28 protein-coding genes are annotated in these 26,889 nt (G+C 71.0%); 15 read left to right on the top strand and 13 right to left on the bottom strand.

The window, feature by feature from the left end; genetic code table 11:
- The first annotated feature begins 95 nt into the window (after positions 1–95).
- The 9 genes from JKG67_RS15965 (at position 96) to JKG67_RS15925 (ending at position 9,181) form a co-directional block, all read left to right on the top strand.
- Complete coding sequence (locus JKG67_RS15965) at positions 96–821, top strand: serine/threonine-protein kinase (RefSeq protein ID WP_203338339.1); 726 nt, start codon at positions 96–98, stop codon at positions 819–821.
- Positions 818–2,140 carry a YcaO-like family protein gene (locus tag JKG67_RS15960; protein WP_203338338.1) on the top strand — a complete coding sequence of 441 codons (1,323 nt, stop codon included), beginning with the start codon at positions 818–820 and terminating at the stop codon, positions 2,138–2,140. The genes JKG67_RS15965 and JKG67_RS15960 overlap by 4 nt, the downstream gene beginning before the upstream one ends.
- Complete coding sequence (locus tag JKG67_RS15955) at positions 2,137–3,306, top strand: YcaO-like family protein (RefSeq protein WP_203338337.1); 1,170 nt, start codon at positions 2,137–2,139, stop codon at positions 3,304–3,306. Before JKG67_RS15960 ends, JKG67_RS15955 begins: the two co-directional genes overlap by 4 nt.
- A complete protein-coding gene (locus tag JKG67_RS15950; protein ID WP_203338336.1) occupies positions 3,291–4,610 on the top strand; it encodes an MATE family efflux transporter in 1,320 nt (439 codons plus the stop codon). The genes JKG67_RS15955 and JKG67_RS15950 overlap by 16 nt, the downstream gene beginning before the upstream one ends.
- Positions 4,611–4,727: 117 nt before the next feature.
- Entirely contained in the window at positions 4,728–6,020 is a 1,293-nt protein-coding gene (egtB, locus tag JKG67_RS15945) for an ergothioneine biosynthesis protein EgtB (protein WP_203338335.1), read from the top strand.
- Complete coding sequence (gene egtD, locus JKG67_RS15940; RefSeq protein WP_203338334.1) at positions 6,017–6,985, top strand: L-histidine N(alpha)-methyltransferase; 969 nt, start codon at positions 6,017–6,019, stop codon at positions 6,983–6,985. The genes egtB and egtD overlap by 4 nt, the downstream gene beginning before the upstream one ends.
- Positions 6,986–7,014: 29 nt before the next feature.
- The gene (locus JKG67_RS15935) at positions 7,015–7,653 is read left to right on the top strand and encodes a trimeric intracellular cation channel family protein (RefSeq protein WP_307816600.1); all 639 of its coding nucleotides are present in this window, start codon (positions 7,015–7,017) and stop codon (positions 7,651–7,653) included.
- Positions 7,654–7,859: 206 nt separating this feature from the next.
- Positions 7,860–8,591: a thioredoxin domain-containing protein gene (locus JKG67_RS15930; protein ID WP_203338333.1), complete on the top strand. Its 732-nt coding sequence runs from the start codon at positions 7,860–7,862 to the stop codon at positions 8,589–8,591.
- 11 nt (positions 8,592–8,602) lie between these two features.
- The gene (locus JKG67_RS15925) at positions 8,603–9,181 is read left to right on the top strand and encodes a vitamin K epoxide reductase family protein (protein WP_203338332.1); all 579 of its coding nucleotides are present in this window, start codon (positions 8,603–8,605) and stop codon (positions 9,179–9,181) included.
- Here the strand turns inward: JKG67_RS15925 and JKG67_RS15920 are convergent.
- Genes JKG67_RS15920 through JKG67_RS15910 form a run of 3 tightly spaced genes read right to left on the bottom strand, consistent with a single transcriptional unit; the run spans position 9,178 to position 13,142 of the window.
- Positions 9,178–9,879, bottom strand: a complete 702-nt coding sequence (locus tag JKG67_RS15920) for a response regulator (RefSeq protein WP_203338331.1) — start codon at positions 9,877–9,879, stop codon at positions 9,178–9,180. The two genes, JKG67_RS15925 and JKG67_RS15920, sit on opposite strands and share 4 nt — an antisense overlap.
- On the bottom strand, positions 9,876–11,510 hold the full coding sequence (locus JKG67_RS15915) for a sensor histidine kinase (RefSeq protein ID WP_203338330.1): 1,635 nt from the start codon (positions 11,508–11,510) through the stop codon (positions 9,876–9,878). Before JKG67_RS15915 ends, JKG67_RS15920 begins: the two co-directional genes overlap by 4 nt.
- Positions 11,511–11,561: 51 nt before the next feature.
- Entirely contained in the window at positions 11,562–13,142 is a 1,581-nt protein-coding gene (locus tag JKG67_RS15910) for an SLC13 family permease (RefSeq protein ID WP_203338329.1), read from the bottom strand.
- Between the two features lie 141 nt (positions 13,143–13,283).
- Between JKG67_RS15910 and JKG67_RS18955 the strand changes: the two genes are divergently transcribed.
- Positions 13,284–13,697, top strand: coding sequence for a MerR family transcriptional regulator (locus JKG67_RS18955; protein ID WP_203338328.1), 414 nt, complete (start codon positions 13,284–13,286; stop codon positions 13,695–13,697).
- Positions 13,698–13,767: 70 nt separating this feature from the next.
- Positions 13,768–15,330, top strand: coding sequence for a peptide chain release factor 3 (locus JKG67_RS15900; RefSeq protein WP_203338327.1), 1,563 nt, complete (start codon positions 13,768–13,770; stop codon positions 15,328–15,330).
- A gap of 14 nt (positions 15,331–15,344) precedes the next feature.
- Here JKG67_RS15900 and JKG67_RS15895 read toward each other — a convergent pair whose 3' ends face one another.
- Both JKG67_RS15895 and JKG67_RS15890 read right to left on the bottom strand, forming a co-directional pair.
- The gene (locus tag JKG67_RS15895; protein ID WP_203338326.1) at positions 15,345–16,034 is read right to left on the bottom strand and encodes a spermidine synthase; all 690 of its coding nucleotides are present in this window, start codon (positions 16,032–16,034) and stop codon (positions 15,345–15,347) included.
- 6 nt (positions 16,035–16,040) lie between these two features.
- On the bottom strand, positions 16,041–16,403 hold the full coding sequence (locus JKG67_RS15890) for a hypothetical protein (protein WP_203338325.1): 363 nt from the start codon (positions 16,401–16,403) through the stop codon (positions 16,041–16,043).
- Positions 16,404–16,692: 289 nt separating this feature from the next.
- Here JKG67_RS15890 and JKG67_RS15885 point away from each other — a divergent pair, with 289 nt between their 5' ends.
- The gene (locus JKG67_RS15885) at positions 16,693–18,189 is read left to right on the top strand and encodes a SulP family inorganic anion transporter (protein WP_307816599.1); all 1,497 of its coding nucleotides are present in this window, start codon (positions 16,693–16,695) and stop codon (positions 18,187–18,189) included.
- Positions 18,190–18,201: 12 nt separating this feature from the next.
- On the opposite strand, the gene JKG67_RS15880 is transcribed toward JKG67_RS15885, so the two are convergent.
- The 4 genes from JKG67_RS15880 to JKG67_RS15870 form a co-directional block, all read right to left on the bottom strand.
- On the bottom strand, positions 18,202–19,431 hold the full coding sequence (locus JKG67_RS15880; protein WP_238998582.1) for an MFS transporter: 1,230 nt from the start codon (positions 19,429–19,431) through the stop codon (positions 18,202–18,204).
- Positions 19,432–19,489: 58 nt separating this feature from the next.
- Positions 19,490–20,908 carry a phytoene desaturase family protein gene (locus JKG67_RS15875; protein ID WP_203338323.1) on the bottom strand — a complete coding sequence of 473 codons (1,419 nt, stop codon included), beginning with the start codon at positions 20,906–20,908 and terminating at the stop codon, positions 19,490–19,492.
- A 113-nt stretch (positions 20,909–21,021) separates the two neighbouring features.
- Positions 21,022–21,144, bottom strand: coding sequence for a hypothetical protein (locus JKG67_RS18950; RefSeq protein WP_275403404.1), 123 nt, complete (start codon positions 21,142–21,144; stop codon positions 21,022–21,024).
- A 121-nt stretch (positions 21,145–21,265) separates the two neighbouring features.
- A complete protein-coding gene (locus tag JKG67_RS15870) occupies positions 21,266–22,585 on the bottom strand; it encodes an NAD(P)-binding domain-containing protein (RefSeq protein WP_203338322.1) in 1,320 nt (439 codons plus the stop codon).
- A gap of 128 nt (positions 22,586–22,713) precedes the next feature.
- On the opposite strand from JKG67_RS15870, the gene JKG67_RS15865 reads away from it, so the two are divergent.
- The gene (locus JKG67_RS15865) at positions 22,714–23,037 is read left to right on the top strand and encodes an ArsR/SmtB family transcription factor (protein WP_203338321.1); all 324 of its coding nucleotides are present in this window, start codon (positions 22,714–22,716) and stop codon (positions 23,035–23,037) included.
- Here the strand turns inward: JKG67_RS15865 and JKG67_RS15860 are convergent.
- The 3 genes from JKG67_RS15860 to JKG67_RS15850 are packed head-to-tail and all read right to left on the bottom strand — an operon-like array spanning position 23,032 to position 24,483.
- On the bottom strand, positions 23,032–23,790 hold the full coding sequence (locus JKG67_RS15860; RefSeq protein ID WP_203338320.1) for a DNA alkylation repair protein: 759 nt from the start codon (positions 23,788–23,790) through the stop codon (positions 23,032–23,034). The genes JKG67_RS15865 and JKG67_RS15860 overlap by 6 nt on opposite strands.
- Before the next feature lie 4 nt (positions 23,791–23,794).
- On the bottom strand, positions 23,795–24,043 hold the full coding sequence (locus JKG67_RS15855; protein ID WP_203338319.1) for a superinfection immunity protein: 249 nt from the start codon (positions 24,041–24,043) through the stop codon (positions 23,795–23,797).
- A gap of 29 nt (positions 24,044–24,072) precedes the next feature.
- On the bottom strand, positions 24,073–24,483 hold the full coding sequence (locus tag JKG67_RS15850; RefSeq protein WP_203338318.1) for a hypothetical protein: 411 nt from the start codon (positions 24,481–24,483) through the stop codon (positions 24,073–24,075).
- A gap of 71 nt (positions 24,484–24,554) precedes the next feature.
- Between JKG67_RS15850 and JKG67_RS15845 the strand changes: the two genes are divergently transcribed.
- Entirely contained in the window at positions 24,555–25,100 is a 546-nt protein-coding gene (locus JKG67_RS15845; protein WP_203338317.1) for a TetR/AcrR family transcriptional regulator, read from the top strand.
- Positions 25,097–25,588 carry an SRPBCC family protein gene (locus JKG67_RS15840; protein WP_203338316.1) on the top strand — a complete coding sequence of 164 codons (492 nt, stop codon included), beginning with the start codon at positions 25,097–25,099 and terminating at the stop codon, positions 25,586–25,588. The genes JKG67_RS15845 and JKG67_RS15840 overlap by 4 nt, the downstream gene beginning before the upstream one ends.
- On the opposite strand, the gene JKG67_RS15835 is transcribed toward JKG67_RS15840, so the two are convergent.
- Positions 25,548–26,420 (bottom strand): alpha/beta hydrolase, encoded by an 873-nt coding sequence (locus tag JKG67_RS15835; RefSeq protein ID WP_203338315.1) that lies wholly within the window; start codon positions 26,418–26,420, stop codon positions 25,548–25,550. The genes JKG67_RS15840 and JKG67_RS15835 overlap by 41 nt on opposite strands.
- Positions 26,421–26,889 lie beyond the last annotated feature (469 nt).

Raw genomic sequence — 26,889 nt, 5'->3', positions numbered from 1 at the left:
CTGAGGTCGTGCAACTCCACAGACCGTGCTGCGGCGCCCGCTCACATCGGGCGCCGCAGCACGGCACCTCGATTCTCTCTCACGAACCGGATCCCATGCCCTTCCTGCATCTCCACGACGGGTCCACCGTCATCCCGGACCACGACTCACTGCTGCTGGTCGCCCCCGACGAACGTTTCGCCGCGGTCACCGGCGACCTCGACGCACTGACCCCGGTACTGCTCGGCTCGGCGCCGGTGCCCGCGACCGGGATCGCCGCCGAGGTCACCGCCGCCGTACTGGACTGGCAGGTCGGGGAACTCGCCGACCAGCCGCGGACGCCGTGCCCGACCTGGCACCTGACCGACCTCCTCCGACCTCAGACGGTGGCTGCGGCACTCCGGCCGCTGGGCATGCCGGTCTCCGTGCATGTCGCCGACCTGCTCGACGACACCGTCCTGACCGACCGGGACGCTGCCGGGCAGGCGCAGGGCGCCTGGCTGCCGGTGCACCGCGAGCTCGGAGCCCTGGTGCTGGGCCCGGTGCTCGGAGACGGGTTGAGTTGGGCCGACGTGCGCTTCCGCCGGTTGGCGGCCAGCCCGACGCGTCCTCAGTTGCAGGCACTCTGGGAGAACTGGTCCCGCCACGGCGACACGCACGACCTGAGACCTTCGCGAGCCGACGCCCAGGACGCGGTACGACGACTGCTGGAGTGGCTGCCGGGCAACGCCGCCCACCTGCGGCGACACCAGGTGGTGGTGCCGATGCGTCCGGGCGGTGACCTGACCACCCATCCGGTGCTCCCGGTGCCACGCGGGCTGATGGAGCGGGTGCCGGCGTGACCGACTGGAACCTGTTGGTCGACCCGCGCACCGGGATCGTCACCGAGACCCAGCGCTACGACAACCCGCCGGAGTGGCCGACCGACTTCCACCTGGTCACCACCGCCGTCGCCGACTCCGGGCACGACCGGGCCTGGCGAGCCGACCGGATCTCCACCGGCACCGCCTACGGGGATGTACGCCGGGCCACCATGTCCGCGCTCGGCGAGGCGGTGGAGCGCTACTGCGGCAACTTCGTCCCCGCCGACCTGCGGCGGGCCAGTTGGCGCGAGCTCGCCACCGAGGGCACACCCGCCCTGGACCCGGCCACGCTGCGCCTGCACTCGGAGGAGCAGTACCGGACCCCCGGTTTCCCGTGCCAACCGTTCACCCGCGACGTGAGCGTGTGCTGGGTGCCCGGCAGCGACCTGGTCACCGGGGCCGAGACGCTGGTGCCCGCCTCCCTGGTCTACGTCAACTATCTCTACGGCCCCCGAGCCGGGGAGCCGGTGACCAACTTCGTCGCCTACGCCGGACTCGCTGCCGGACCCGACCGTGCCTGGGCGGAGACCTCCGCCCTGGAGGAGATCATCGAGCGTGATGCCGTGGAGTTGTGGTGGGACTCCGGCGCCCCGGCCCGTCGGGTGCAGTTGCCCCCCGAGGTGACGGCGCGGATGTCGGCGGCCGCCGACCCGCTGTTCGACTACGTCGTGCTCGAGGTGCCCGGCCCGTGGCGGGTCCCGGTGCTGGCGGTGGTGGTCCGCGACCCCGTCCTGGACATCGTGGCCCTCGGCTCGGCGGCCCGGCCGGACGCGGCCGAGGCGGTCCTGAAGGCGGCCGGGGAGGCGGTCTCGGTCCGCTCCTTGGGCAAGGGGCTGCTCGACCCCGCCGGTGGCCCCTATCAGGCGGCGACCGAGGGGATGATCGACGGATCGTCCCTCAAGCCGTGGCGGGCCGACCGGCGCTACCTGGACTCCTATGCCGAGGATTTCCGGGACGTGACCGACCTGCTCTGCCAGGCGCAGATCCACCTCGATCCGCGCAGCCGCCCCTGGACGGACCGGCTCTTCACCGAGGGCGACGAGGTGCCGTTGGCCGAGGTCCAGGCGCGGCTCGGGTTCACCGCACCGGCACGCGATCACTACCGCGACGAGTGCATCCGGGTCACCGGCGAGCACCCGATCAGCGTCGACGTCACCACCCCCGACGTGGCCGAGGTGGGCCTGGCCGTGGTCCGGGTCACCGCACCGGGAACCTACGGCAACGCCCCGGCCGCGTTCCAGCCCCGCGACCCGACCCGGCGCAGCAACCGCAACCGGGTCCCGCTGCCACACACATGAGTTCCCTGACCGACTGGGCCGACCCGCGCACCGGCCTCTACTCGAGCCCCGAGCCCGGGCCGGGGCCGTGGCCGCTGCCCGGACTCGTGCACCGGCACCGGGCCCGGGTGCACCTGCCCGACGGGCCGCTGACGGTCGCCGGCGCAGCCCTGGGGGACGAGGTCGCACGAGCCTCCTGTCTGGGTGAGGCATGGGAGCGGTACGGCGCCAGCCACCCCCGACCCGCGGACCTGGTCGCGAGCCCCCGCAGCCTCCTCGAGGCAGGCCGGCCGCACCTGACCCCGCACTCGCTCGGCGGCCCGGCCGAGACGGACACGGCGATCGAGTGGTTGACCGCCACCGACACCCGGCTGGTGCCCCGGCCGGCCGCGGCCCTCCTCCCCCACCAGCCACCACCACCGGGCGGTCCGCGACGGACCGGCTACCCCCAGGGCAGCACCGGGCTGGCCGCGGGACAGCACCTGCGCCAGGCGATCGAGAACGCCGCCGCCGAGGTCGTCGAACGCGACACGGTCGCCCGGGCCTGGCGGACCAGGAGGCTGGCGCCGACGCTGCCGGACGGCGTACTCGAGGAGCGGCTGCTGCGGGCCACCCGGGCGGCAGGGCTGGAGATGGTGGTGCACCTGCTGCCGACGGCCCCCGGTCCGGAGGTGGCAGTGGTCGGCCTCCGCGATCCCGGCCGGGGCCTGCTCGGGGTGGGAGCGTCGTACCGGCCACACCGCCGGATGGCCGCCACCAAGGCCTGGCTGGAGGCCGTCGTCTCGCTGGCCCAGGCCGCCGAACTGCTGGACCCCACGATCGGCCCGGCCCTGTGCGCCACGGCCGGCCTCGATCCGTGGCGGTCGGATCGCCGCTACGCCGAGCCAGGCTGGGCGCACGTCGCCGATCTGAGCAGGCACGTCCAACTCCTCCTCGACCCCGAGTTGGCCGCAGCGGTCTGGGAGCGTCTGACCGGTCCGGCGCTCCCGGCGGCACGGGCCCGCCCGGACGTGGGCGCCCGGTCGCTGCTGGCCGACCTCTTCACCGACGTGGTGGAGGTCGAGCTGACGCCCGCCGACCTGAGGGCGGCGGACGGACCGGTGGTGGTGCGGGTCCTGGCGGTCGGGGCGAGCACGGTCCGCCCGGCCGGCTGCACGCCGGAGGACCTGCCGTGTCCACTCATCTGAGCACCCATGACGTATCCCGGCGACGGATCCTGTCACTGGCCTGGCCGCTGGCGCTGCACGGCCTGATCACGGTCGGCGTGGCCGCCAACGATGTCGTCCTGCTCGGGGGTGAGCGGGTCGAGGTGCTGGCCTCGGCGGTGGTGGCCGGGTCGGTGCTGACGGTGGCGGTGATGACGTTGACCGCGTTGGGCATCGCCACCCAGATCCAGGCCGCGCGGGCGTTCGGCGCCGCGGACGATTCGGCGGCCCGGGCCGCTGCCGAAGCCACCCTCCGTGCCGCCCTGCTGGTCGGGATCGGCCCCCTGCTCGTGGTGTGGGGCGCAGCGCCGTGGCTGTGCCGGGCCCTGGCCGGCGGCGCTGCCGACCCCGCACTCGCCGGCGACTTCCTGCGCATCACCGTGCTGGGTCTGCCCTTCGCCGTGCTCGCCGGCGTACTGCGCGGCTACGCGACCGCGGCCGGCCGGACCCGGGTGGTGCTGATCGCCGGCCTGGCCACCGCCGGTGTCGATGTGGTCGCCTCGCTGGGGCTACGACTCGCCTGGGGGTGGGTGGGCGTGGCCGTGGGCACCGCGTTGGGCTATGCGGCCGGGGCTGCGGTGCTGGTGTGCTGGAACCGGCGCCAGTCCTCGACCCGCCGGCTGCGGTGGCGCTTCGCCCTCCGGGCCCCCCGTACCGCGGTGGGGGCCGTCCTCGGGTTGGGTTGGCCGGAGATGCTGCTGGCCGCGTTCAGCTCCGCCTCCGGGCTGGTGGTGGTGCTGGTGCTGGCCGACTCCTCCCCGCAGGTACTGTCCGCGAGCCGCCTCCTGGAGGTGCAGGTGATGGTTGGCTGGGTGCTGCTCTACGCCGCCGGTCAGGGCCTGCTGACCGTCCTCGCCGAGACCGAGGGGGCGCAGCGCCGGGACCTGTTCGGCACCGCGGTCCGCAACGCCGTCCTGCTGTTCGCCGGCGTGGCGCTGGCCCTGTTCGTGCTGGGCGGGCTGGTCGCTCCGATGGTGGTCCGCTCCGTCGGCGGACCTGAGGTCGCGGCCGTGGTCGGCATGTTGGGCTGGTTGGCGTGGGCCCAGGTCGGCTGGCAGGGCGCCTGCGTGCTCGGGTTGACGGTCTGCCGGGCCTCACGGGACACGCGGGCGTCGCTGATCGCCAGCCTGACCGGTGAGTACGCCGTCTTCCTGCCGGCCGGGCTGCTGCTGTGCCGGTGGCTGGACTGGGGCCTGCTCGGCGTGCTGGTGGCCCACCACCTGTTCTGGGCGACGTTCGTGACGATCGTGTTCCTCCGGGCCGTGCGGGCCCGACGCCCCCTCTGAGCCGGTGGGCGGCGGGACCCGATCGAGGAGCCACCAATCCGGGTCCCGGGGCGGCTCCGAAACGCCTATGTGAGCAGGCACCCGGAGCCCTTCGGCGACCAATGGCAGACTCGACGCGTGAGCACCCAGGAGCCACTGAGCCCGGTGGCGGACCAGGTCCTGGTCCGCTACGACGCCGTCCGCAGCTACACCGAGCAACTCGCGGCGCCACTGTCACCCGAGGACCAGACCGTCCAGTCGATGCCGGACACGTCCCCTACCAAGTGGCACCGTGCGCACGTCACCTGGTTCTTCGAGACGTTCGTGCTCGCCGAGCAGGAAGCCGACTTCGTTCCCTTCCAGGGGAAGTACTGGTTCCTCTTCAACAGCTACTACGAGGCGGTCGGCCCGCGCTACTCCCGGCCGATGCGTGGCGTGATCAGCCGTCCGGGCAGCCACGACGTCGGGGTCTACCGACGCCACGTCGACGACCGGATCCGGGAGCTGATCGGCAGCCTCGACGAAGGCAGCCTGCAGAAGGTGCTGCCCATCCTCGAGCTCGGCTTCCACCACGAGCAGCAGCACCAGGAACTGCTGCTGATGGACATCAAACACGTCCTCTCCCTGAACCCGCTGCAGCCGGTGTACGCGGGCGCTCCCGCCGAGCCGGGGACCCTGCAGGAGTTGGGCTGGGTGGAGTACGCCGGCGGCCTGGTCGAGATCGGTCACGACGGGGGCGGCTTCAGCTTCGACAACGAACTCCCCCGGCACCAGCACTGGTTGTCGCCGTACCGGCTCGCAGACCGACTGGTCAGCAACGGCGAATGGTTGGAGTTCATCGCCGACGGCGGCTACCGGCGACCGGAGTTCTGGCTCTCCGACGGCTGGGCCCAGGTGCAGGCCGAACAGTGGCAGGCACCGTTGTACTGGCGCGAGTCCGACGGTGTCTGGCACGAGCACACGCTGCACGGCACGGTGCCGCTGGACCCGTCGTTGCCGGTCTGCCACGTGAGCCACTACGAGGCCGATGCGTTCGCGACCTGGGCCGGCAAGCGGCTGCCCACTGAGGCCGAATGGGAGCACGCCGCACTGCTCGCCGAGGCCACCGGCGGCACCGACGCCAACCTGGCCGACACCCGGAGCTGGCACCCCCGCGCTGCAGGCACCTCGGGCCCCGGCCCGCGGCAACTGTTCGGGGACTGCTGGGAGTGGACCGCGTCGGCGTACCTGCCCTACCCCGGCTTCCGGCCCGCCGAGGGCGCGATCGGCGAGTACAACGGCAAGTTCATGTCCTCACAGATGGTGCTGCGTGGCGGCTGTGCACTCACCCCACCGGGGCACACCCGTGCGTCGTACCGCAACTTCTTCCCGCCCGGCGCCCGATGGCCGCTGACCGGGGTCCGACTGGCCGACGGAGGAGACCCTCGATGACCGACACCTGGCAGGTGCTGCTGGACTCCTCGACGCTGCGCGGCCACCTGGTCGAGGACGCGCGGATCGGGCTGACCGCGGCGGAGAAGTGGCTGCCTCCCAAGTACTTCTACGACGACCTCGGGAGCGACCTGTTCGACCAGATCACCCGACTGCCCGAGTACTACCCGACCCGGGCCGAACAGGGGCTGCTGGACAAGTACGCCGACGAGATCGCGGCCGTCGCCGGTGCCGAGATGCTGCTCGAGCTGGGGTCGGGCTCCTCGGAGAAGACCCGGGTGCTGTTGGACGCGCTGGATCGGACCGGACACCTGGTCGGCTACTCCCCGGTCGACGTGAGCGCCGGCGCCCTCCGGGCCGCGGTGGCCGGACTGCGTGCCGACTACCCGACACTGCCCGTGCATGCGACGATCGCCGACTTCGACGTGCATCTCGACGAGTTGCCGGCGCCGGGGTCCCGGATGATCGCCTTCCTGGGCAGCACTCTGGGCAACTATCCCCCCGAGCAGCGCGCGGTGTTCCTCAGCGGCCTGGCCCAGAGCATGCATGCTGGTGAGACCCTGCTGCTGGGCCTCGATCTGGTCAAGGAGCCGGCTCGGCTGGTGGCAGCGTACGACGATGCCGCCGGTGTCACCGCCGAGTTCAACCGCAACGTGCTGCGGGTGCTGAACAGGGAGTTGAACGCGGACTTCGACCCGGACCGGTTCGCCCATGTCGCCCGGTGGGACCCCGAGCAGGAGTGGATCCAGATGCGGCTGCGCGCCACCGAGCAGATGCAGGTGCAGTTGGCCGATCTCGGCCTGACGGTGACCTTCGCCAGGGGCGAGGAGATCCGCACCGAGATCTCGGCCAAGTTCCGCCGGGACCGGATCGCTGCCGAGCTGCGGGAGGCCGGGTTGACCTGCGAGCACTGGTGGACCGACGACGACTACGCACTCACCCTGGCGCGCCGGCTCGACGGCTGAGGGATCCCCGCCGCGTGCAACAATCGCGCGTGCTCGACTTGTCCGACCCCGTGGTGCGTGTCCTGGAGATCATCGGGGTGACCGCCTTCGCGATCTCCGGAGCCCTGCTGGCGGTCCGGAAGCGATTCGACCTGGTCGGGATGGCGGTGCTGGCGATGGCCACCGCACTGGGTGGCGGCGTGCTGCGCGACCTGATCCTGGGCGCCACTCCCCCGGCGGCGTTCACCAACGTCGTCTACCTGGTGCCACCGCTGGTGGTCAGCCTGATCGTGCTGTGGTGGCACCCGGTGCTGGAGCGGACCACCCGGGTGCTGATGGTCTTCGATGCTGCCGGGCTCGGCCTGTTCTGTGTCACCGGGACCGTGAAGGCGCTGGAGTTCGGGCTCGGTCCGGTGCAGGCGGTGCTGCTCGGCGTCACCACTGCGGTCGGCGGCGGAGTGGTCCGGGACCTGCTGGCGGGCGAGATCCCGACCGTGCTGCGGCACGGGTCGGAGTTGTACGTCATCCCCGCGCTGCTCGGCGCGACCGTGGTCGTGCTGGCCGACCTGGCCGATGGTCCGGCCACCCCTACCGCCGTCAGTGCCGCCGTGCTCGCGTTCGTGCTGCGGATGCTGGCGATGCGCTACCACTGGCGGGCACCGGTCCCCCGAGGCACCACCTCGGACTGACCGGCCTCGTTCGGTGGATCTCGATACACCACCTCGCAAGCTCGGCGGAACTCGACCACCGGATCGTTCTTTGGTCGAGTGTCCGGTGCTGCGTTCGGTGGTCGAGTGTCCGCGAGGAACGAGCGGACGTATCGAGACCACCACCACCGCACACGGTTGGCGGGGCTGGCTAGCCTGATCGCAGTCCCGAGCAGGAGGAAAGCACTGTGCCCACGAGTCAAGGTCGTCACCCCCAGGGCCGCCCGGCCGGTCGCAGCGCCCTGATCCAGGTGGCGGTGATCCTCGGCCTGATCATCGTGGTCGCGGGTGTCGCCGTGGCCGTGCTGAAGCTGCGCGATGGCTCCACCGCCGCTGACCCGACGACCCCGCCGTCGACCGCCGCGCCGGCCGGCTTCACCGCCGCCGGTGGCGTCGAGGTCGGCAACCCCGAAGCACCGGTCACCCTGACCGTGATCGAGGACTTTGCCTGCCCGCACTGCCAGGTCTTCGCGATCAGCAACGCCGGACTGCTCGGCGACTACGCGGACGGCGACGACGTCCTGGTGGAGTACCGGCCGGTGGCGTTCCTGGACCGTGCCTCCACCGATGAATACTCCAGCCGGGCCCTCAACGCCGCTGCCTGTGTGGTCAACGAGGACGAGTCGCTGTGGTCCCAGATGCACCTCCAGTTGATGGCCAACCAGCCGGCCAGCGGTGGTCCCGGGCTCACCGATGCGCAGTTGCTCGAGGTGGCCCGGATGGCGGGCGCCGACGAGGATGCCGTCGCCACCTGCATCGCCGAGCGTGACTACGCCGACTGGGTGCGCGCCACCACCGAGAAGATGTTGGACCAGGACTTCTTCACCGGCACCCCGACGGTGCTGGTCGACGGGGAGCCCGTCGACGACATCAGCAGCGCCGGTGTCGAGGCGGCCGTGGCCGCCGCGCTGGCCCGATGACGACCGGCCCGATGACGACTGGCCGCGTCACCCGGGGCACCGGAGTCGGGGTCACCCTGCTGGCTGCGGTCGGTCTGGCCGCCTCGCTGGCCTTGGCCGCCGACAAGGTCCGGCTGCTCACCGACGCCGACTTCGAGCCGAGCTGCAACTTCAACCCGGTGCTCTCCTGTGGGACGGTGATGCTGACCGACCAAGCGGGCGTGTTCGGCTTCCCGAACCCGTTCCTGGGGTTGATCGGCTTCAGTGTCATCCTCACCCTCGGAGTGCTGATGGCGGCCCGGGTCACCGTGCCGACCTGGGTGCTGGGCGGCGCGGCCCTCGGCTCGGTGGCCGGAGCGGTCTTCGTGCACTGGCTGATCTTCCAGAGCCTCTACCGGATCGGGGCGCTGTGCCCCTGGTGCATGGTGGTCTGGGCGGTCACCCTCCCGCTGGCGCTCTGGTTCACCCTGCTCGCGCTGCGCCACGACGACTCCCGCGGCTTCGTCGAGACGCTGTGGCAGTGGCGGTTCACCGTGCTCACGGTCTGGTTCCTGGTGATCGTGGTGCTGATCGGGATCCGGTTCTGGGACTTCTGGAGCCGGTCCTTCTAACTCGTCCACCGGTAGATCCGCTCCGGGCGGCCGGTCTGGCCATAGCGCAACTCGCAACTGACGGTCCCCTGGTCGGCCAGATGCTCCAGGTACCGCCGGGCGGTGACCCGGGCCGCGCCGAGCAGCCGGCCCACCTCGGTGGCGGAGAGCCCACCCTCGGCGCCGCGCAGGGCAGCGATCACCGACTCCAGGGTCTCGGCGCTCATCCCCTTGGGGAGCGGCCCACCGGAGGCTCCGCGGAGCGCGGCCAGGGCCCGGTCGACATCGTGCTGGGCGGCGCCCGGCCCCTCCGAGTCGAGGCGGCGGTGGAAGTCGGCGTACCGCTCCAGCTTGTCCCGGAACGAGGCGAACGTGAACGGCTTGAGCAGGTACTGCACCACCCCGTAGGCGACCGCGGAGCGGACCACGTGAGTCTCCTGGGCCGAGGTCACCACGATCACGTCGACGGTGGAGCCGTGGGCGCGCAGCTCGCGGACCACGTCCAGGCCGGTCATGTCCGGCAGTCGTACGTCGAGCAGCAGCAGGTCGACGTCGTGGCCGGCGGTGAACCGCAGCGCCTCGGCACCGCTGTGCACGATGCCGACGACCTCGAAGCCGGGGACCCGGGTGACGAAGGTGGCGTGCGCGTGGGCGATCGGCACCTCGTCCTCGACGACCAGGGTGCGGATGGGTCGGGGGTTTGTCGGGGGTCGGGTCATGATCGCGCCCGCTCGCTGCCCGGAGCCGGCAGCCACACCTCGACGACGGCCGGGTCGCGGTCGGTGTGCACCGAGCCGCCGTACTGGGCGACGATCTGCTGGACCAGGGCCAACCCCAGTCCGCGCCCGTGCGGCCGCTCGTCGCCGGACTTGGTGGACCAGCCCCACCTGAACGCCTCGTCGGCCTGCGCCGGATCGAGCCCCGGACCCGAGTCGCTGACCCGGACCCGCAGCCCCTCGGCGTCCCCGGCCAGGGCGACCCCGACCCATCGCGGTGGCTCGGCCTGGGCGCTGACGTCGATGGCGTTGTCGACCAGGTTGCCGATCAGGGTGACCAGCTCCCGGTCGGAGAGGAAACCGATCTCGCCGTGTGCGTCGACGGTCAGCTCCACCCCTCGCTGCCGGGCCTGGGCGGTCTTGCCGAGCAGCAGCGCGGCGACCGCCGGGTCGCTGACCGAGGCCATCAGTGAGTCGGCCAGTTGCTGGGAGGACTCGATCTCGGCGGTCGCGAACTCGACGGCTCGCTCGGGCTCGCCGGTCTCCACCATCATCACCACCGCATGCAGCCGGTTGGCTGCCTCGTGCACCTGGGCCCGCAGCGCCTCGGCGAAGCCGCGGGTGGTCTCCAGTTCGCCGGTGAGCGCCTCGAGTTCGGTGTGGTCCCGCAGCGTGGTGACGGTGCCCAGCACCACCCCGTCGCGGATGGTCGGCCGCTGGCTGACCACCAGCAACCGGTCGCCGCAGACGAAGAGCTCGTCCGCGGCCCGGGCACCGGAGCCGAGCAGGTCGGCCAGCGCCGGCGGCAGCGGCAGGTCGCCGACGTCGCGGCCGACGTGCTCGGCCGGCAGGTCGAGCAGGTTGACGGCCTCGTCGTTGGCCAGCACCACCGTCCGGTCGGCGCCCACCACGATCAGCCCCTCCCGGACCGCGTGCAGCACCGCCTGGTGGTGCTCGTACATCCGGGTGATCTCCACCGGCCCCAACCCGTGGGTGAGCCGATCGAGCCTTCGGCTGATGGCCCACGCTCCAGCCAGGGCGAGGGCGAGGGCGAGCAGGCCGACCAGCACGATCAGCGCGATGTCGCGGCGTACCGAGGTCCAGATCTGTTCCTGGAGGATGCCGACCGAGACCAGGCCGATCGGGTCGTCGCCGTCGAGGATCGGCACCACCGCTCGCACCGACGTACCGAGGGTGCCCTCGTAGGTCTCGGTGACCACTCCGCCGGCGGCGGCCGGGCCGATGGTGCCCAGGAAGGTGCCGCCGATCAGATCCGGGTTCGGGTGTGAGAGTCGGGTGCCCTCGAGGGTCATGAACACGATGAAGTCGGTGCCGGTGCGGGCCCGCACCGCCTCTGCCAGCGGCTGCAGCGCCGCCGAACCGCCGCCGGTGTGCTGGTCGGTGATCTGCTCGTCGAGGTACACCGGCACGGCCAGTACGGCGAGTGCCTGCGCGAGTGCCACCGCTCGGCGCTCGGCCTCCTTGGCGCTGCCGCGCTGCGCGTCGAGGACGGCGGCCGCGGTGCCGGCGCCGATCAGCAGCACCACCAGGGCCAGCAGCAGCACCAGCACCTGCTGGGCGAGGCTGAGGGATCGTGCCCGGGCCCGGGCACGATCCCTCGGTCGCAGTCGCATCTGGTCAGGATGCCATCTCATCGCGACCCTCGCCGTCTGCGGCGCGATCGATCAGAAGCTGATGCCCAGTGCCCAGGCGCCCAGACCGACCGTGGCCACGGTGATCAGCACCACGCCGATCAGGTTGAGCCAGATCCCGGCCCTCACCATGTCGCCCATGGTGACCCTGCCGGACCCGAACACGATCGCGTTGGGTGGGGTGCCGACCGGCAGCATGAAGCTGCAGGTGGCGGCCATGGCGGCCGGGACCAGCAGCAGCATCGGGTCGATGCCCAGCCCGATCGCCACCCCGCCGAGCACCGGCAGGAAGGTCGCTGCGGTGGCCGTGTTGCTGGTCAGCTCCGTCAACAGCAGCACGATCAGGCAGACCGCGGCGATCAGCAGCACTGTCGGCAGCAGGCCGAGTCCGCCGACCTTGGAGCCGAGGTACTCGCTGAGTTCGGTCTTCTGCACGGCCGCGGCGACGCTCAGGCCGCCGCCGAAGAGGAGCAGCACCCCCCAGGGCAGGCCGGCCTGCACGGTGCGCCAGTCCAAGGTGGCCTGCCGCCGGCCCCCGGCGTCGCGCTGCGCGGGCAGCAGGAACAGCAGCACTGCGGCGCCGATGGCGATCGACGCGTCGGTCAGGTCGGTCAGGAACGGCAGCGCGGACGTGATGGTCGCGGACTCGGTCAGCTGGTCGCGGAAGACCCACAGCAGTGCGGCGGAGGCGAAGACGCACAGGACGTTCCACTCGGCACGCGACATCGGCCCGAGGGCGGCGAGCTCGTCGTGGATGACCTGCTTGCCGCCGGCGATCCGACCGAGCTTGGTCGGGTAGATGACCCGGGTCAGCAGCACCCAGGCGAGGATCAGGAACACCACCGAGAGCGGGACGCCGATCTTCATCCAGTCGGCGAAGGTGATGGTGATCCCGTACGTCTGCTCGGCGAAGCCGGCCATGATCAGGTTCGGCGGCGAGCCGATCAGGGTGGACAGGCCACCGATGGTGGCCGCGTAGGCGATCGCCAGCATCAGGCAGACGGAGAAGTTGCGGACGTCCTTGGCGTCGCTGTCGTTGCCGGTGGTCACGAGCGCCAGCACCGAGATGCCGATCGGCAGCATCATCAGCGTGGTCGCGGTGTTGGAGACCCACATGCTCAAGAAGGCGGTCACCACCATCACGCCCAGCACCACCTGCCGTGGTTTGGTGCCGAAGAGGCTGAGTGCCCGCAGCGCGATCCGCTTGTGCAGATTGCATTTCTCCATGGCGATGGCGATCATGAAGCCGCCCATGAACAAGAAGACCGTCGGGGAGGCGTACGGGGCGGTCGCCTCCGCCGTGGGCAGCACCCCGAGCAGCGGGAAGGCGACGATCGGGATCAGCGCGGTGGCTGCCAGCGGCAGCGCCTCGGTCATCCACCAGACCGCCATCAGCACGACCACCGCGGCGGCGGCTCGGGCGTCCGGTGCGAGTGAGGTGTCCATTCCGAGAAGCAGGTAGGTACCGAGCGCGAGCACCGGCCCGAGGATCCGGCCGATCCGCACCCGGCGTGGCGAGAGTTGGGATTCGTCCGCGCCCGGGCGGGGCCCGGCGGAGCGGCGGGCGTCGTACTCGGCGTCCGGCTGAGCGGCAGCCTCGGTGGTGGTGGTCATTGGTGTCTCCTCACGACGAAACCTGGTGATCCCCGATGTTGCCTACGTCACACTCGCCTGTCGCGCTTGCGTACATAACGTTCATGGGCTGGCCGTGGCCGACGGCTAGACTCCGGCGATCACCGAACGAGTGGGGACGACGTGGGAGCGCAGCACATCCAGATCGGCGAGGTCGCCGAGCGGACCGGGTTGAGCCTGCGCACCATTCGGTACTACGAGGAGATGGGTCTGGTGGTGCCGGACGCCCGCAGCACCGGCGGCTTCCGGCTCTACACCGAAGCCGATGTGGCCCGGTTGCAGTTGGTGAAGCGGATGAAGCCGCTGGACTTCACCCTGGAGGAGACCCGGGACCTGCTCGAGGTGCGTGACGCCCTGGAGGCCGCCGAGGACGAGGATGTCCGGGACGCGCTGGTGGCCCGGTTGCAGGGATTCCAGGAGGCGGCCCAGGCCCGGGTGGCGGCGGTGCGCAGCCAGTTGGCGATCGCCGAGGGTTTCGCCGAGGATCTGGCCCGGGAGTTGACCCGCCAGCGTGGCGGGGCCGGCAGTCAGGGCTGACCGCCGGGTCCGGCCCAGCGCCGACCGCCGTGTCCACGCGGACTCTTACGCGGCGGTAGAGTCGGTGGCGATGTCAGCCCTACCGCGCCGCACCTTCGCCGTGATCAGCCACCCCGACGCCGGGAAATCCACCCTCACCGAAGCGTTGGCGCTGCATGCCCAGGTGATCGCCGAGGCCGGGGCGGTGCACGGCAAGGCCGGCCGCCGCGGCACCGTGTCGGACTGGATGGAGATCGAGCGCGCCCGCGGCATCTCGATCAGTTCCGCGGCGCTGCAGTTCGGCTACCGCGAGCACGTGGTGAACCTGGTCGACACACCCGGCCACTCCGACTTCTCCGAGGACACCTACCGGGTGCTCTCGGCCGTCGACTCCGCGGTGATGCTGGTCGATGCCGCCAAGGGGTTGGAGCCGCAGACGCTGAAGCTCTTCCAGGTCTGCGCGCACCGCGGCATCCCGGTGGTGACCGTGATCAACAAGTGGGACCGACCCGGGCTCGACGCCTTGGAACTGATGGACCAGATCGAGAAGGAGATCGGCCTGAAGCCGACCCCCCTGACCTGGCCGGTCGGGATCTCCGGGGACTTCAAGGGGGTGCTGGACCGGCGCAGCGGCGATTTCATCCGGTACACCCGCACTGCCGGTGGCGCCACCCGGGCTCCCGAGGAGCACCTCTCCCCCGCAGCCGCTGCCGAGGCCGCCGGGCCCGACTGGGCGGAGGCGAACGAGTCGAGCGAACTGCTGAGCGCCGACGGCGCCGATCACGACCAGGAGACGTTCCTGGCCGGTGCCACCACTCCGGTGCTGTTCACCTCGGCGCTGTTGAACTTCGGCGTCGCGCAACTGCTCGACGTACTGCTCGAACTCGCGCCGGCGCCGAGCACCACGGCGGCGGTGGACGGCACCGCCCGGGCGGTCGATGAGGACTTCAGCGCCTTCGTCTTCAAGGTGCAGGCCGGCATGGACGCCGCACACCGGGACCGGCTCGCCTACGCCCGGGTCTGCTCCGGGGTCTTCGAGCGCGGCATGGTGGTCACCCATGCGGCCACGGGACGGCCGTTCGCCACCAAGTACGCCCAGGCGGTCTTCGGCCGGGACCGCACCTCGGTCGAGGTCGCCCACCCCGGAGACATCATCGGCCTGGTGAATGCGAACGCGTTGCGGGTCGGGGACACCATCTTCGCCGGGACACCGGTGGAGTATCCGGGGATCGCCAGCTTCGTCCCCGAGCACTTTGCCGCCGCTCGGGCGGTGGACTCGGGGCGCTACAAGCAGTTCCGGCGCGGCATCGAGCAGCTGGACCAGGAGGGCGTGGTGCAGGTGCTCAGGTCGGAGTTCCGGAGCGACCAGTCGCCGGTGCTGGCTGCCGTGGGTCCGATGCAGTTCGAGGTGGTGACCTCACGGATGGAGTCGGAGTTCCGTTCACCCATCCGGCTGGAGCGCCTCAACTACTCGGTGGCCCGGCGGACCACCGCTGAGGACGCACCGGCGCTGGCCGGGCTGCGTGAGGTGGAGGTCCTGCAGCGGTCCGACGGCGCCCACCTGGCACTCTTCTCCGACCGTTGGCGCGCCGATGCGGTCGCCCGGCAGCACCCGGACCTGCTCCTGGAGGCCCTGCCGGCCAGTGGCCGTTGATCAGTGGCCGTTGATCAGCGGCGTCGGCCCAGATAGACCGTGTTGCTGGAGGTGCCGCCGGTGAGCGGGTTGTCGAAGCCGACCAAGTGCGACTCGGTGTCGTCGAACACCGCGGCCAGCGTCGCCTCGAACGCCGGCTCCGGTGGGTCATCGGACCAGAGCGCGAAGATGCCGCCGTCCGTCAGGTGCCGGGCCAGTGAGGTGAGGCCGGGCACCGTGTAGAGATCGGCGTGGCTGGGGTGCAGCAGGTGCCCGGGCGTGTGGTCGACATCGAGCAGGATCGCGTCGTACTGCCGCTCGGGAGCGTTCCGGGCCAGCCGGAAGAAGTCGTCCAGCACCAGTTCGCAGCGCGGATCGGTGACCAGCGCGGCGGTGTGCGGCAGCAGCCCGCGCCGATGCCAGTCCAGCACCGGCTCGACGGCCTCGATCACCACCAGTTCGGCGACCCGGGGATCGCCCAGCGCCGCCAGCGCCGTATAGCCGAGGCCGAGACCGCCGACCAGCACGCTCACCTGACCCGGCGGCAACGCGGCCAGTCCCAGGTGGGCCAGTTGTCGCTCCGCCTCCGTGAACAGACTCGACATCAAGAACTCGTCGCCGAGCTTGACCTCATAGACGATCTCGTCAACCGCCGGGTCGTGGCGACGCCGCAGGCTGATCTCGCCCCGCGGAGTGGCCTGCCAGTCCAGTTCCTCGAAGCGCATGCGTCCTCAGCCGCCGGCGCGCGGGGCGGGCACCAGGGTCAGCACCGGGGAGTCATCCGGGAGCCGGGGAGCGGTGATCGCGGCAGTGCCCGTGACATCGACCCAGACGCAGAAGTGTCGGGCCGCCAGCGCCTCACCCTCGAGGTCCAGCGTGGCCGCCGGTGTCTCCACCAGAGTGATGGCGTCGTACGCCGACAGGTCGGCGCGCAGTTGCCTTGCCCGGCCACGACTGCCCTGATCGAAGCTGCGGAGCACCAGCACCTGGCCGCCCTGCTCGACGCAGGCGCAGTCGTTCACGGTCTGGGCGACCTGCGCGACGAGCTCGTCGGCGCGCTGGGGCAGCTGCGTGGTCGTGGTGGGATCGGACATCAATCATCTCCTCGCATCGTCTGGCTCCTGGTGAGCGCCAGAGTCCTGGCGCACCCTACCGTCACGGCAGATTCCCTGGGCCCGGTCTCGACGCACGCCTGAGTTCAGCGTGCGACAGATCACGACGACGACGATGCGACCGCAACCCTCACGTGGGGGTAGAGTTCGCCGCGGCCCCGACAGCGTCGGCAATGACGCCGGGCTATCCCCCAGCTTCGACCAGCCGTACCGCAGCGACGCGGATGTGGCGGTTCCTGCCCGTGCCCCGCTCCCCCGGACGGAGATCCCCGTGCCTGATGCTGCCCAGAACAGCCGTTCTGAGAACAGTGTGATCGCCTGCCTGCGCTCACCGCGCCTGCTGCGCCGAGAGGTGATGGCCGGCCTGGTGGTGGCGTTGGCGCTGATCCCGGAGGCGATCGCGTTCTCGATCATCGCCGGCGTGGACCCGCGCCTGGGGCTCTTCGCCTCGTTCACGATGGCCGTCTCGATCGCCTTCCTGGGCGGCCGCCCGGCGATGATCTCCGCGGCCACCGGCGCCATCGCGCTGGTGATCGCCCCGGTGGCGCGGGAGTACGGCGTCGAGTACTTCATCGCCACCGTGATCCTGGCCGGCGTCTTCCAGGTGATCCTGGGTCTGGTCGGAGTGGCCCGGTTGATGCGGTTCATCCCTCGCTCGGTGATGGTCGGCTTCGTCAATGCACTGGCGATCCTGATCTTCCTGGCCCAGATCCCCCACCTGATCGAGGTTCCCTGGCTGGTCTATCCGATGGTGGCCCTGGGGCTGCTGATCATGGTCGCGCTGCCCAAGCTCACCGGCGCGGTGCCGGCCCCGCTGGTGGCGATCGTGATCCTCACCGTGATCACGCTGGTGGCCGGCTGGGCACTGCCGAACGTCGGCGACGAGGGCGAACTGCCCGACAGCCTGCCGCAGCTGCTGATCCCGAACGTGCCGTTCACCCTGGAGACCTTCCAGATCATCGCCCCGTACGCGATCGCGATGGCGCTGGTCGGACTGCTCGAATCGCTGCTGACCGCGAAGCTCGTCGATGACATCACCGACACCCACTCGGACAAGAGCCGCGAGTCCTGGGGTCAGGGCGTGGCCAACATCATCACCGGCTTCTTCGGAGGCATGGGCGGCTGCGCGATGATCGGTCAGACGATGATCAACGTGAAGGCCTCCGGTGCCCGCACCCGGATCTCCACCTTCTGCGCCGGGATCTTCCTGCTCATCCTGGTCGTCGGCGTCGGCGACATCGTGGCGATGATCCCGATGGCCGCCCTGGTCGCGGTGATGTTCATCGTCGCCTTCGGCACCTTCGACTGGCACTCGCTGCGGACACTGCCGAAGATGCCCAAGAGCGAGACCACGGTGATGGTGACCACCGTGGTGATCACGGTGTGGAGCCACAACCTGGCCTACGGAGTGATCGGTGGCGTCGTGGTGGCGATGGTGCTCTTCGCGCGCCGAGTCGCGCACCTGGCCGAGGTGCACCGCAAGATCGTCACCGTCGAGGGGGTCGAGGAGGCGTGGTACACGGTCTCCGGAGAACTGTTCTTCGCCTCCTCCAACGACCTGTACTTCCAGTTCCAGTACGCCGACGACCCCGACCGGGTGGTCATCGACATGACCCACTCCCACGTCTGGGACGCCTCAACGGTGGCGTCGATGGACGCGATCTGCACCAAGTACGACCGCAAGGGCAAGACCGTGGAGATCATCGGCCTCAACGAGGCCAGCACGATCATGCACGAGCGACTCACCGGGCAGCTCGGCCAGCACTGACGGCGGCGTCGGTCAGACGGCCCGCCAGCGCAGCGCGACCGCGAGGGCGAGGCAGGAGACGACGGCGAGCACCAGGATCGCCGCGGTATAGCCGCCGGTGAGCCCGTGCGAGATCGCCGGAACCAGCGGAGCAGCCGCCGCCGCGGTGATCATCGCCGACTGCGCGGTCCCCTGGATGCTGCCCAACTGCGCCACGCCATAGGTCCGCGCCCACACCACCCCGTTGACCACCCCGAGGCTCCCCAGCGCGAGCCCGAGGAAACCGAACGCGGCATAGGCCGCCGCCGCAGCGGGGATCAGCAGGGCGAGTGGTGCGGCCACCAGGGCAGCACTGACCGCCACCAGCAGGGTCCTGTTGGACAGCCTGTCGGTCACCATCCCGGCGCCGACGAGGCCCAGTGCGCTGGCGACCCCGAGGACGCTGATCGCCACGCCGGCCTGGACCAGATCGAGCCCTCGGAACGACAGGATCGACACGGCGTGGAAGGTCAGCGCCGTGGCCACGAACGGGGGTGCGGCGACCACGAACAGCATGGTGGCGACACCACGGGTCGGCACAGTGGCCCGACCCAGGCGACGGGAGACCGGCGGGAACTCGGCGACGACACCCCCTCCGGTCCCGTCGGCGACCACCCTGCGAGGTGGCGGGGTCCGAGTGATCAGCAGGGACAGCGGCAGCACCAGCACCACCAGCAGCAGCCCGATCACCTGATAGCTCTGTCGCCAGCCGATCCCCAGGATCAGCAGCGCCACCGCCGGCGGGAACAGCACCGACGCGGCAGTGATCCCCGTCTGCGCGACCGCCATCGCCTGGCCGCGGCGCCGGTCGAAGGCCTGGGCCACCAACAGGGTGCCCAACAGCGGGAACGAGCCCTGACCGGAGGTGCGCAGCAGCGCCAGCGCCACGAAGACCAGCAGCGCCCCGGTGGCCACGCTGGCCAGACCGCAGGCGACCGCCAGGCCCATCGTCACCGCGACCCAGGCGACCCGGAGCCCGCGTCGGTCGATGACCCGGCCCAGGGCCAGCATGCAGATCGCGGAGACCACGGTGCCGGCGGCGTAGAGCCCGGAGAACGCGGTCCGGCTCAGCCCCGTGTCGGCGAGCATGTCGTCGACGAAGATCGCGATCAGGAACGACTGTCCCGGCGACGAGGCCGCGAACGCCACCGCGGCGAGCGGCAGCACCCGCCGCTGGTGTTTGCGGTACCGAGCCCGGTGGCCCGCCTCGTCCTCGTCCGCCATCCCCGTCACGTCCACCAGTGTCGCGGACGGACCCCAGCCGCACCCATCTGGCGGGCGGTCAGAGACGAGCCAGCGCCGCCTCGGCGGCGTTGAAGCCGCACATGCCGTGCACTCCCCCACCCGGCGGCGTCGCCGAGGAGCACAGGTAGACCCCGTCCACACCGAGCCGGTAGGGGTTGACCGCGACCCGGGGTCGCAGCGCGATCTGCCTGGCGGTGTTGGCGCCGGCGCTGATGTCGCCGCCGACATAGTTGGGGTTGTACGCCGTCAGCTCGGCCGGTCCACGCACGTGGGTGGCCACGATCTGGTCGGCGAAGCCGGGCGCGAAGCGTTCGATCTGGCCGATCAGCGCGGCGGAGGCGTCCCCGGTCCAGCCGTGGGGCACGTGCGCGTAGGCCCACAGCGGGTTGATCGACCCGGCCGACCGGGACGGGTCAGCGAGGTACTGCTGGCCGACCAGCATGAACGGACGCTCCGGCATCTGGCCGCGAGCCACCGCTGCCTCCACCGAGGCGATCTCGGCGGCTTCCCCGCCCAGGTGCAGGGTGCCGGCCCGGCGAGCCTCGGGGTTGGTCCACGGCACGTGCCCGTCGATCGCGAAGTCCACCTTGAAGGCCGCCGGGCCGTACGTGTAGCGGCCGAGTTGCCGGCGTACCCGTCCGGGCAGTGCGTCGCCGACGATGCTCAGCACCCCGGCCGGCGCGGTGTCCAGCATCACCAGGTCCGCGTCGAAGCCGGACCGCAGCTCGGCCAGGCTGGTCACCGGCACGCCGGTCTTGACGGTGCCGCCGAGGCTGGCCAGCAGCCCGACCATCGCGTCGGTGATGGCGCCGGTGCCGCCCTTGGCGACCGGCCACCCGGCCCGATGCCCGGCGGCGGTGAGCATCAGCCCTACCGAGCCGCTCAGCGGCCTGTCCAGCCGACCGAAGAGGTGCGCGGCCGCCCCCATGAAGAGCGCCCGGGCCTGCTCGGTGCGCCAACGCCGGGCGACCCAGGTCGCCGGTTGAAGCGCCTGGATCCCGAAACGGGTCAGCGTCACCGGGTGCCGGGGCCAGTGCAGCACCGGCTGGAAGATCTCGGCCAGCAGGTCGTCGAAGGAGTCCACCAGCGGACCGAAGGTCCGTTGCCAGCGTCGGGCGTCAACCCCCAGCGAGGCCAGCGTCACGTCCATGTCCCGGGAGAGCACCCCCGCGCTGCCGTCGTCCAGCGGATGCACCAGATCGAGGTCGGGCCACACCCACTCCAGACCGAACCGGTCAAGCCCCAGCCCGGCCAGGAACGGCGACACCACTCCGGTGGGATGGAAGGCCGCGCAGTCGTCGTGGAGTACGCCGGGCACCGTGAGCTCGGAGGTCCGGGCGCCGCCGCCGGGGCGATCGCTGCCCTCCAGCACGGTGACGGCCACGCCGGACTGGGCCAGCCGGATGGCGGCTGCCAGCCCGTTGGGCCCACTGCCCACCACCACCGCGCTGGTCATCGCTGCCCCTGTCGTCGCCCGCCCGGCATGGCGCCGGTCGCCTGGGTGACCACGATATCGCCGGAAGCCAGCTCGGCCCCGCCTCGGCGCTGGCGGGAAGGATCAGCGCGGGGTCAGGCCCGGGACGGCCTGACCACGTCGTAGACGGCACCGCAGGCCATCACGCCGAGCGGGATCCATACCGGGATCAGCATGAAGGCGACGATCGGGGCGATGGTGGCAAGAACCGAGGACATGGACCCTCCTGAGGTCGGGACATCTGATGTGCCTCAGCCTCGCCGCCGCACCGGGCCCCTCGACAGTGTCCACGGACCAACATCGACGCCGCCGTTGTGTGCCAGCCACAAACGCGTCGACTCAGCCGCGCGGCCCGGCGCCGATGCTGAGCACCTCCTGGCCCACCGGGGCGCAGCACCCGCCACCCACGCCGTCGGGTTCGTCGTACACACCGGCGCCGCCGCAGACTCCCGTGTCAGGCAGCACCAGCTCGACCCGGGCCGCGGCCTCGTGGTCGCCGGCGATCGCAGCCACCACACTGCGCACCTGTTCGTAGCCGGTGAGGGCCAGGAAGGTGGGCGCTCGGCCGTAGGACTTCATCCCGACCAGGTAGAGGTCCGGTTCGGGCTGGGCCAGGTCGGCGGCGCCGGTGGCCTGCACCGAGCCGCAGGAGTGGATGTTGGGGTCGATCTCGGCGGCGATGTTGCGGGGTGCCTCCAAGGTGGGGTCGAGGTCCAGGCGGACCTCGCCCAGGAAGGAGAGGTCGGGACGGAATCCGGTGAGCACCACCACCGAGTCGGCTGCGGGGAGCACCCGCCCGCCTTCCCCGGTGACCAGGGCCCGACCGTCGGCGTCGGTGTCGATCCGGGCGGTCCGGAAGCCGGTGACCAGGTCGACGTGGGCGGACTCGACGGCCTGCCGGGCGCGGATTCCGAGCGCGCCGCGCTCGGGGAGCTGGTCGTCCGCGCCGCCGCCGAAGGTGGTCTCCGACACCACCCGGCGGATCGCCCAGGTGATCGTGGTTCCGGGGTGAGCGGAGGCGATCCTGGTCAGTTCGCTGATGGCGTTGAACGCCGAGTCGCCGGCGCCGATCAGCACCGTGTGCTTGCCCGCGTAGGGGTCGGGGTGGGTGCGGTCGGGGACCTGGTGGCTGATCAGGGCGGCGTGCGCGCGCTCGCCGAGCGCGGGCAGGCCGTCGGCACCGGCGGGGTTGGGGGTGCGCCAGGTGCCGGAGGCATCGATGACGGCACGGGCGAGCAGCCGCTCCTCCCGACCCGCTGCGTCGACCACGTGCACGGTGAACGGGGTGTTCGCCCGGTCGGCGTCGACGAGCCGGTCCCGGCCCTGCCGGGAGACGCCGGTGACCAACGCGTCGTACCGGATCCGATCCCCGAGCGCGGCGGCGAGCGGAGCCAGATAGCGCTCGATCCACTGTGCGCCGGTCGGGTAGCCGGTGGTCGGGGCCGTCCAGCCGGTGGCTTCCAGGAGTCGCACGGACGCGGCGTCGATCAGTTCGGGCCATGCCGAGAAGAGTCGGACGTGGCCCCATTCGGCGACGGCCGCAGCGGGCGCGTGGCCCTGCTCGAGGACCAGCGGGGTGAGGCCGCGCTCGCGCAGGTGGGCGGCTGCGGCGAGCCCCTGGGGTCCGGCGCCGATGACCACGATGGGCAGGTCGTTCATGGGGTGCTCCCTCGGTTCGTTCAGTTCGGTTCGTTCAGTTCGGTTCATGGGGTCATATCGAAGTATGTCGATGGGTCTTATCGTAGCCTCCCATCGACAACTGTCAATGCATTTGGCACACTGGATCCATGACCACGATGCTTCCCCTGACCGCCTGCTGCTCACCGGTCACCGGCGGACGGCTCGACGACGAAGCGGCCGAGGCGCTGGCGCGGATGTTCAAGGCACTCGGCGACCCCACCCGGGTGAAGCTGCTGTCGTTGATCGCCGCGGCAGACGAGGCGTGCATCTGCGACCTGACCGACCCGGTCGGCCTGTCCCAGCCGACCGTCTCGCATCACATGAAGCAGCTCGTCGCCGCCGGCCTGGTCACCCGTGAACAGCGCGGCAAATGGGCCTACTACAGCCTCGTGCCCGGTGCACTCGAGGCACTCGCGTCCGCGATCTCATAGCGGCCTCGCGGCGCGGTAGGCCGCCCGCTCCTCGGGGCTCAGGTGCTCGGTGGCATAGCTCAACGCGGTGCGCCCCATCGCGGCCGCGTGGGCGTCGAGGAAGTCGGTGAGCAGGGTCCGGTCGATGCGTTTGCCGACCTCGCGCAGCATCCAGCCGACCGCCTTCTGCATCAGGTCGTGTCGGTCGTTGAGGAGTCGCTCGGCCAGCGCCAGGGTGGTGGTGGCGTCACCGGCCTTGATGAACGCGAACGTGGCGATCATCGCGACCCGGCGCTGCCACAGGTCCGCGGAGCCAGCCAGGTCGAACAGTTGGTCCCGCGGACGGTCCAACAGCCAGGCGCCCAGGATGTGCTCGGCAGAGACGTCGACGAGGTCCCAGTTGTTGATCCGTCCACGGGCCAGCGCGGCCAGGTAGCGGCGGACGATCTCCTGGTGGGCAGCCGTGTCCTGGGCCTTGGTGGCCCTGGCGACCCGGTGGTTCAGCAACACCAGGGCGGCGAAGCGTGCCTCGTGGATCGGTGACTCCAGGAGCACCTCGATCTCCTCCAGGGGGAGGTTCCGGTACCCCCGAACGATCCGGCGGGTCACCGGCACCTTCACGCCGGCGAACCGGTCACCCTCGCCGTACTCGCCGGGGCCGGTCTTGAAGAACCACTGCAGGGTGGCGGCGTACTCCGGGTCGGCTGCGGCGCCGATCGCAGCCTGGAGGTCAGCGGCCGTGGAGGGGGCTCCGGGGCCGGTGCGGCCACTCACCCGCTCAGTAGCGGTGCGGGTCGGCGTAGGCGAGCGGCCGGTGCGACGTGAGCGAGAGCACCAATGCCACGATCCAGCCGATGACCGACCAGCCGAGCAGCAGGTTGAGCCAGAAGATGAACCATTGGTTGCTCTTGCCGCGGGTCGTCGCAATCGCCCAGGGCAGCATGTAGAAGGCCGTGAACAGGGTGACGATCCAGGCGATCACGGCGAGGCCGGGGGTGGATCGCTGGTCGGTGATGAGGGGGGCCATACCTTGATCCTGCCCCATCGGGGCAAGGTTCAGGTAGCGATCACCGCGGCGGCGAGGGTGGCGAAGTAGGTGACTCCAGCGCCGAGTGCGTGCAGGGTGGGAGCGGCCGGCCGCTTGCCGGTGACGACGGCGACGACCGCGCGCCCATAGTCGGTCAGCGACGAGGTGGTGACCCCGGAGATGGCGCGGAACCGGCCGGTGAGGATGGTGTCGCCGACGATGTTGGCGAGGGTGAGTACGCCGAGAGTCAGCCAGGCCCAGAGCACCCGGTCGCCCAGCATGAAGGTGATCCAGCAGCCGAGGGCCAGCACTGCGGTGCCCACGTGGGTGACGATGAGGCGGGTCGGGAAGGTGGCGCCGCGGTGCGACAGCCACCGCACCAGCGTGAGGACGCCGACGCCGACCGTCAGCAGCAGCGACGCCAGCACGAAGTAGGTCATGCCGACGAGGCTACTACGTTCATAGTGCCTATGTCACTACGTTTGTAGTGCTCGTGTCTATAGTGGGACGCATGCCCTCGAACCGAGATCGCGCCGTCGCCGCGGCGATCGAGCTGCTCGGCACCGAGGGGATCCGCGCACTCACGCATCTGCGCATCGACGAGCGGGCCGGACTGCCGAAGGGGTCGACCTCGAACCACTTCCGCACCCGGGCCGCGTTGTTCGACGGGGTGGCGGCAGCGATGGTGAGCGAGGAGTTGCCCGAGGTCGCGGCAGCGTTCGCTCCGGACACCGTCGAGGAGCTCATCGACGGACTGGTCGGGTTGTTCGAGTTCCTCACCGGGCCGAACCTGACCACGACGGCGGCTCGGTTGGCGCTGCTCGTGGAGGCTGGCCACGACCCCGAGCTGCGGGCCAGCCTGGCCGGCGGTCGGCGGGTGATGGAGCAGGCCATCGTGCCCACCTTCGCCCGCCTCGGGGCGCCCGATCCCTCGTTGGCCACCCAGGCGCTGGCCACCTGCTTCGAGGGGCTCTACCTGCACCGGATCGCCCGGCACGCCGAGGTGGACGCGCGGCCGGTGATCGCGCTGGTGGTGCGGGCGGGGTTCGCCCGATGACCCGCACCGACGTCGCCTCAAGGGTGATCGCTGCCGAACCGGGACGGGTGTTCGCGGCGCTGATCGACCCCGGTGCCCTCGTCGCGTGGCTGCCGCCGACGGGGATGACGGCCCGGTTCGAGTGGTTCGACGCCAGACCGGGGGGCGGCTATCGCCTGGAGTTGCGGTACGACGAGCCGGGTGCCGGGAAGACGACGGCCGACACCGACATGGTGGCGGCCAGGTTCGTCGAGATCGATCCCGGCCGGCGGGTGGTGCAGGACGTCGACTTCGACGCCGAGGATCCGTCGTACGCAGGGACGATGCGGATGACCTGGACGGTCTCGACCGCCGCGGGTGGAGCGATGGTCCAGGTGCGGGCAGAGAACGTGCCGCCGGGGATCTCCGCCGAGGATCACGCGGCCGGCCTCGCGTCCTCGCTGGCGAACCTCGCCGAGTACGTCGAGCTCAGCCCAGATGGTGGTGGAGGAACTCGACAGCGCCGGTGACCGCGTCGGTGACCCAGGGTTCGCGGTCGTAGAGGTCGATGTGTTCGGAGGCGTCCAGCCAGGTGAGGGTGGCCGGTCCGGGGCTCCGTTCCACCACCGCGCTGGCCAGTTCCGGGGAGCAGTAGTCGTCGCGGCGGCCGTGGATGACCAACAGTGGGGTGTCGCCGAGCAGGTCGGCGGCGCCGAGCGCGTCGAAGGTCATCAGCGAGTGCAGTGAGCCGCGGGTGACCTCGTTGCGCCAGGTGGGGGTGTGGCCACGTTCGGTGCCGTAGTAGGTCCACGGCTCCTCGCCGCCCATGGCGGCCTCTCCCCCGTCAGGTGCGACGGCGGGGAGGGTGTCGTCGTAGTGGGCGAGCATGCTGGCCAGCGCGCCGCGGTAGTTGGCGATACCCATCCCGGCGGCGAACCTCGCGGGGCTGTTGTAGGCACCGGCGATGCCGACGGCGGCGTGCAGGCGCGGGTCGGTGGCGGCGGCCCGGACGGCGTACCCGCCGCCGAGGCAGACGCCGACGACACCGATCCGGTCCGGGTCGACCTGGTCGCTGGCGGCGAGGGCGGTGACGGCAGCGCGGAGGTCGGCGAGTTTGCCCTGGGTGTCCTCGTGGCCGCGGCGGCCACCGCTCTCGCCGAAGCCGCGGTGGTCGAAGGCGAGCGTGGTGATCCCGGCGGCGGTGAGCCGGTCCGCGTAGGTGCCGACGACCTGTTCCTTGACGCCGGTGAACGGCCCGGTGAGCACCACCGCTGGGGCCGCGCGGCCGTCAGTGTCGGGGGCCGTGCGCAGGTCGCCGACCAGGTCGATGCCTTCGCTGTCGAAGGTGACGCGAGTGGTCATGGTGCGATCGTAGTCCTGGATGGCGCCGGTGGGCCGAGCCTTCGGTCGAGCTTCGCTGGTCGAGCTTCGCTGGTCGACCTTCGCTGGTCGACCTTCGCTGGTCGACCTTCGCTGGTCGAGCTTGTCGAGACCCTCGTGACTACGCACGCTCCACTCGGTCCCTCGACGAACCAGTTCGACAAACTCGGTGCTTGTTCCCCCATCCACAGTGAGCGCATCGCCGGCACACGCAGACGGCAACCAGACAGCAGGACTGACCAGCGCCACTTCGGGGAAGATCCAGGCCACCAGGTGACCTCAACCTTCCCCAAAGATCAGCCCTGTGGGTCGACCAGCACCGCAGCAGCCTCCCGAGTCACCAACTCGATCGGCACCCCCGGCACCATCAACGACTCCGGAATCTCCTGCCACCCACCACCATCAACCCGGAACCGCCCCACATACGTCGTATCCACCCGCGGCCGAAACA

The sequence above is a fragment of the Nocardioides limicola genome, from assembly GCF_016827675.1.
GTDB classification, from domain to species: Bacteria; Actinomycetota; Actinomycetes; order Propionibacteriales; family Nocardioidaceae; genus Nocardioides; species Nocardioides limicola.
This window is presented reverse-complemented; position numbering and strand designations above follow the sequence as displayed.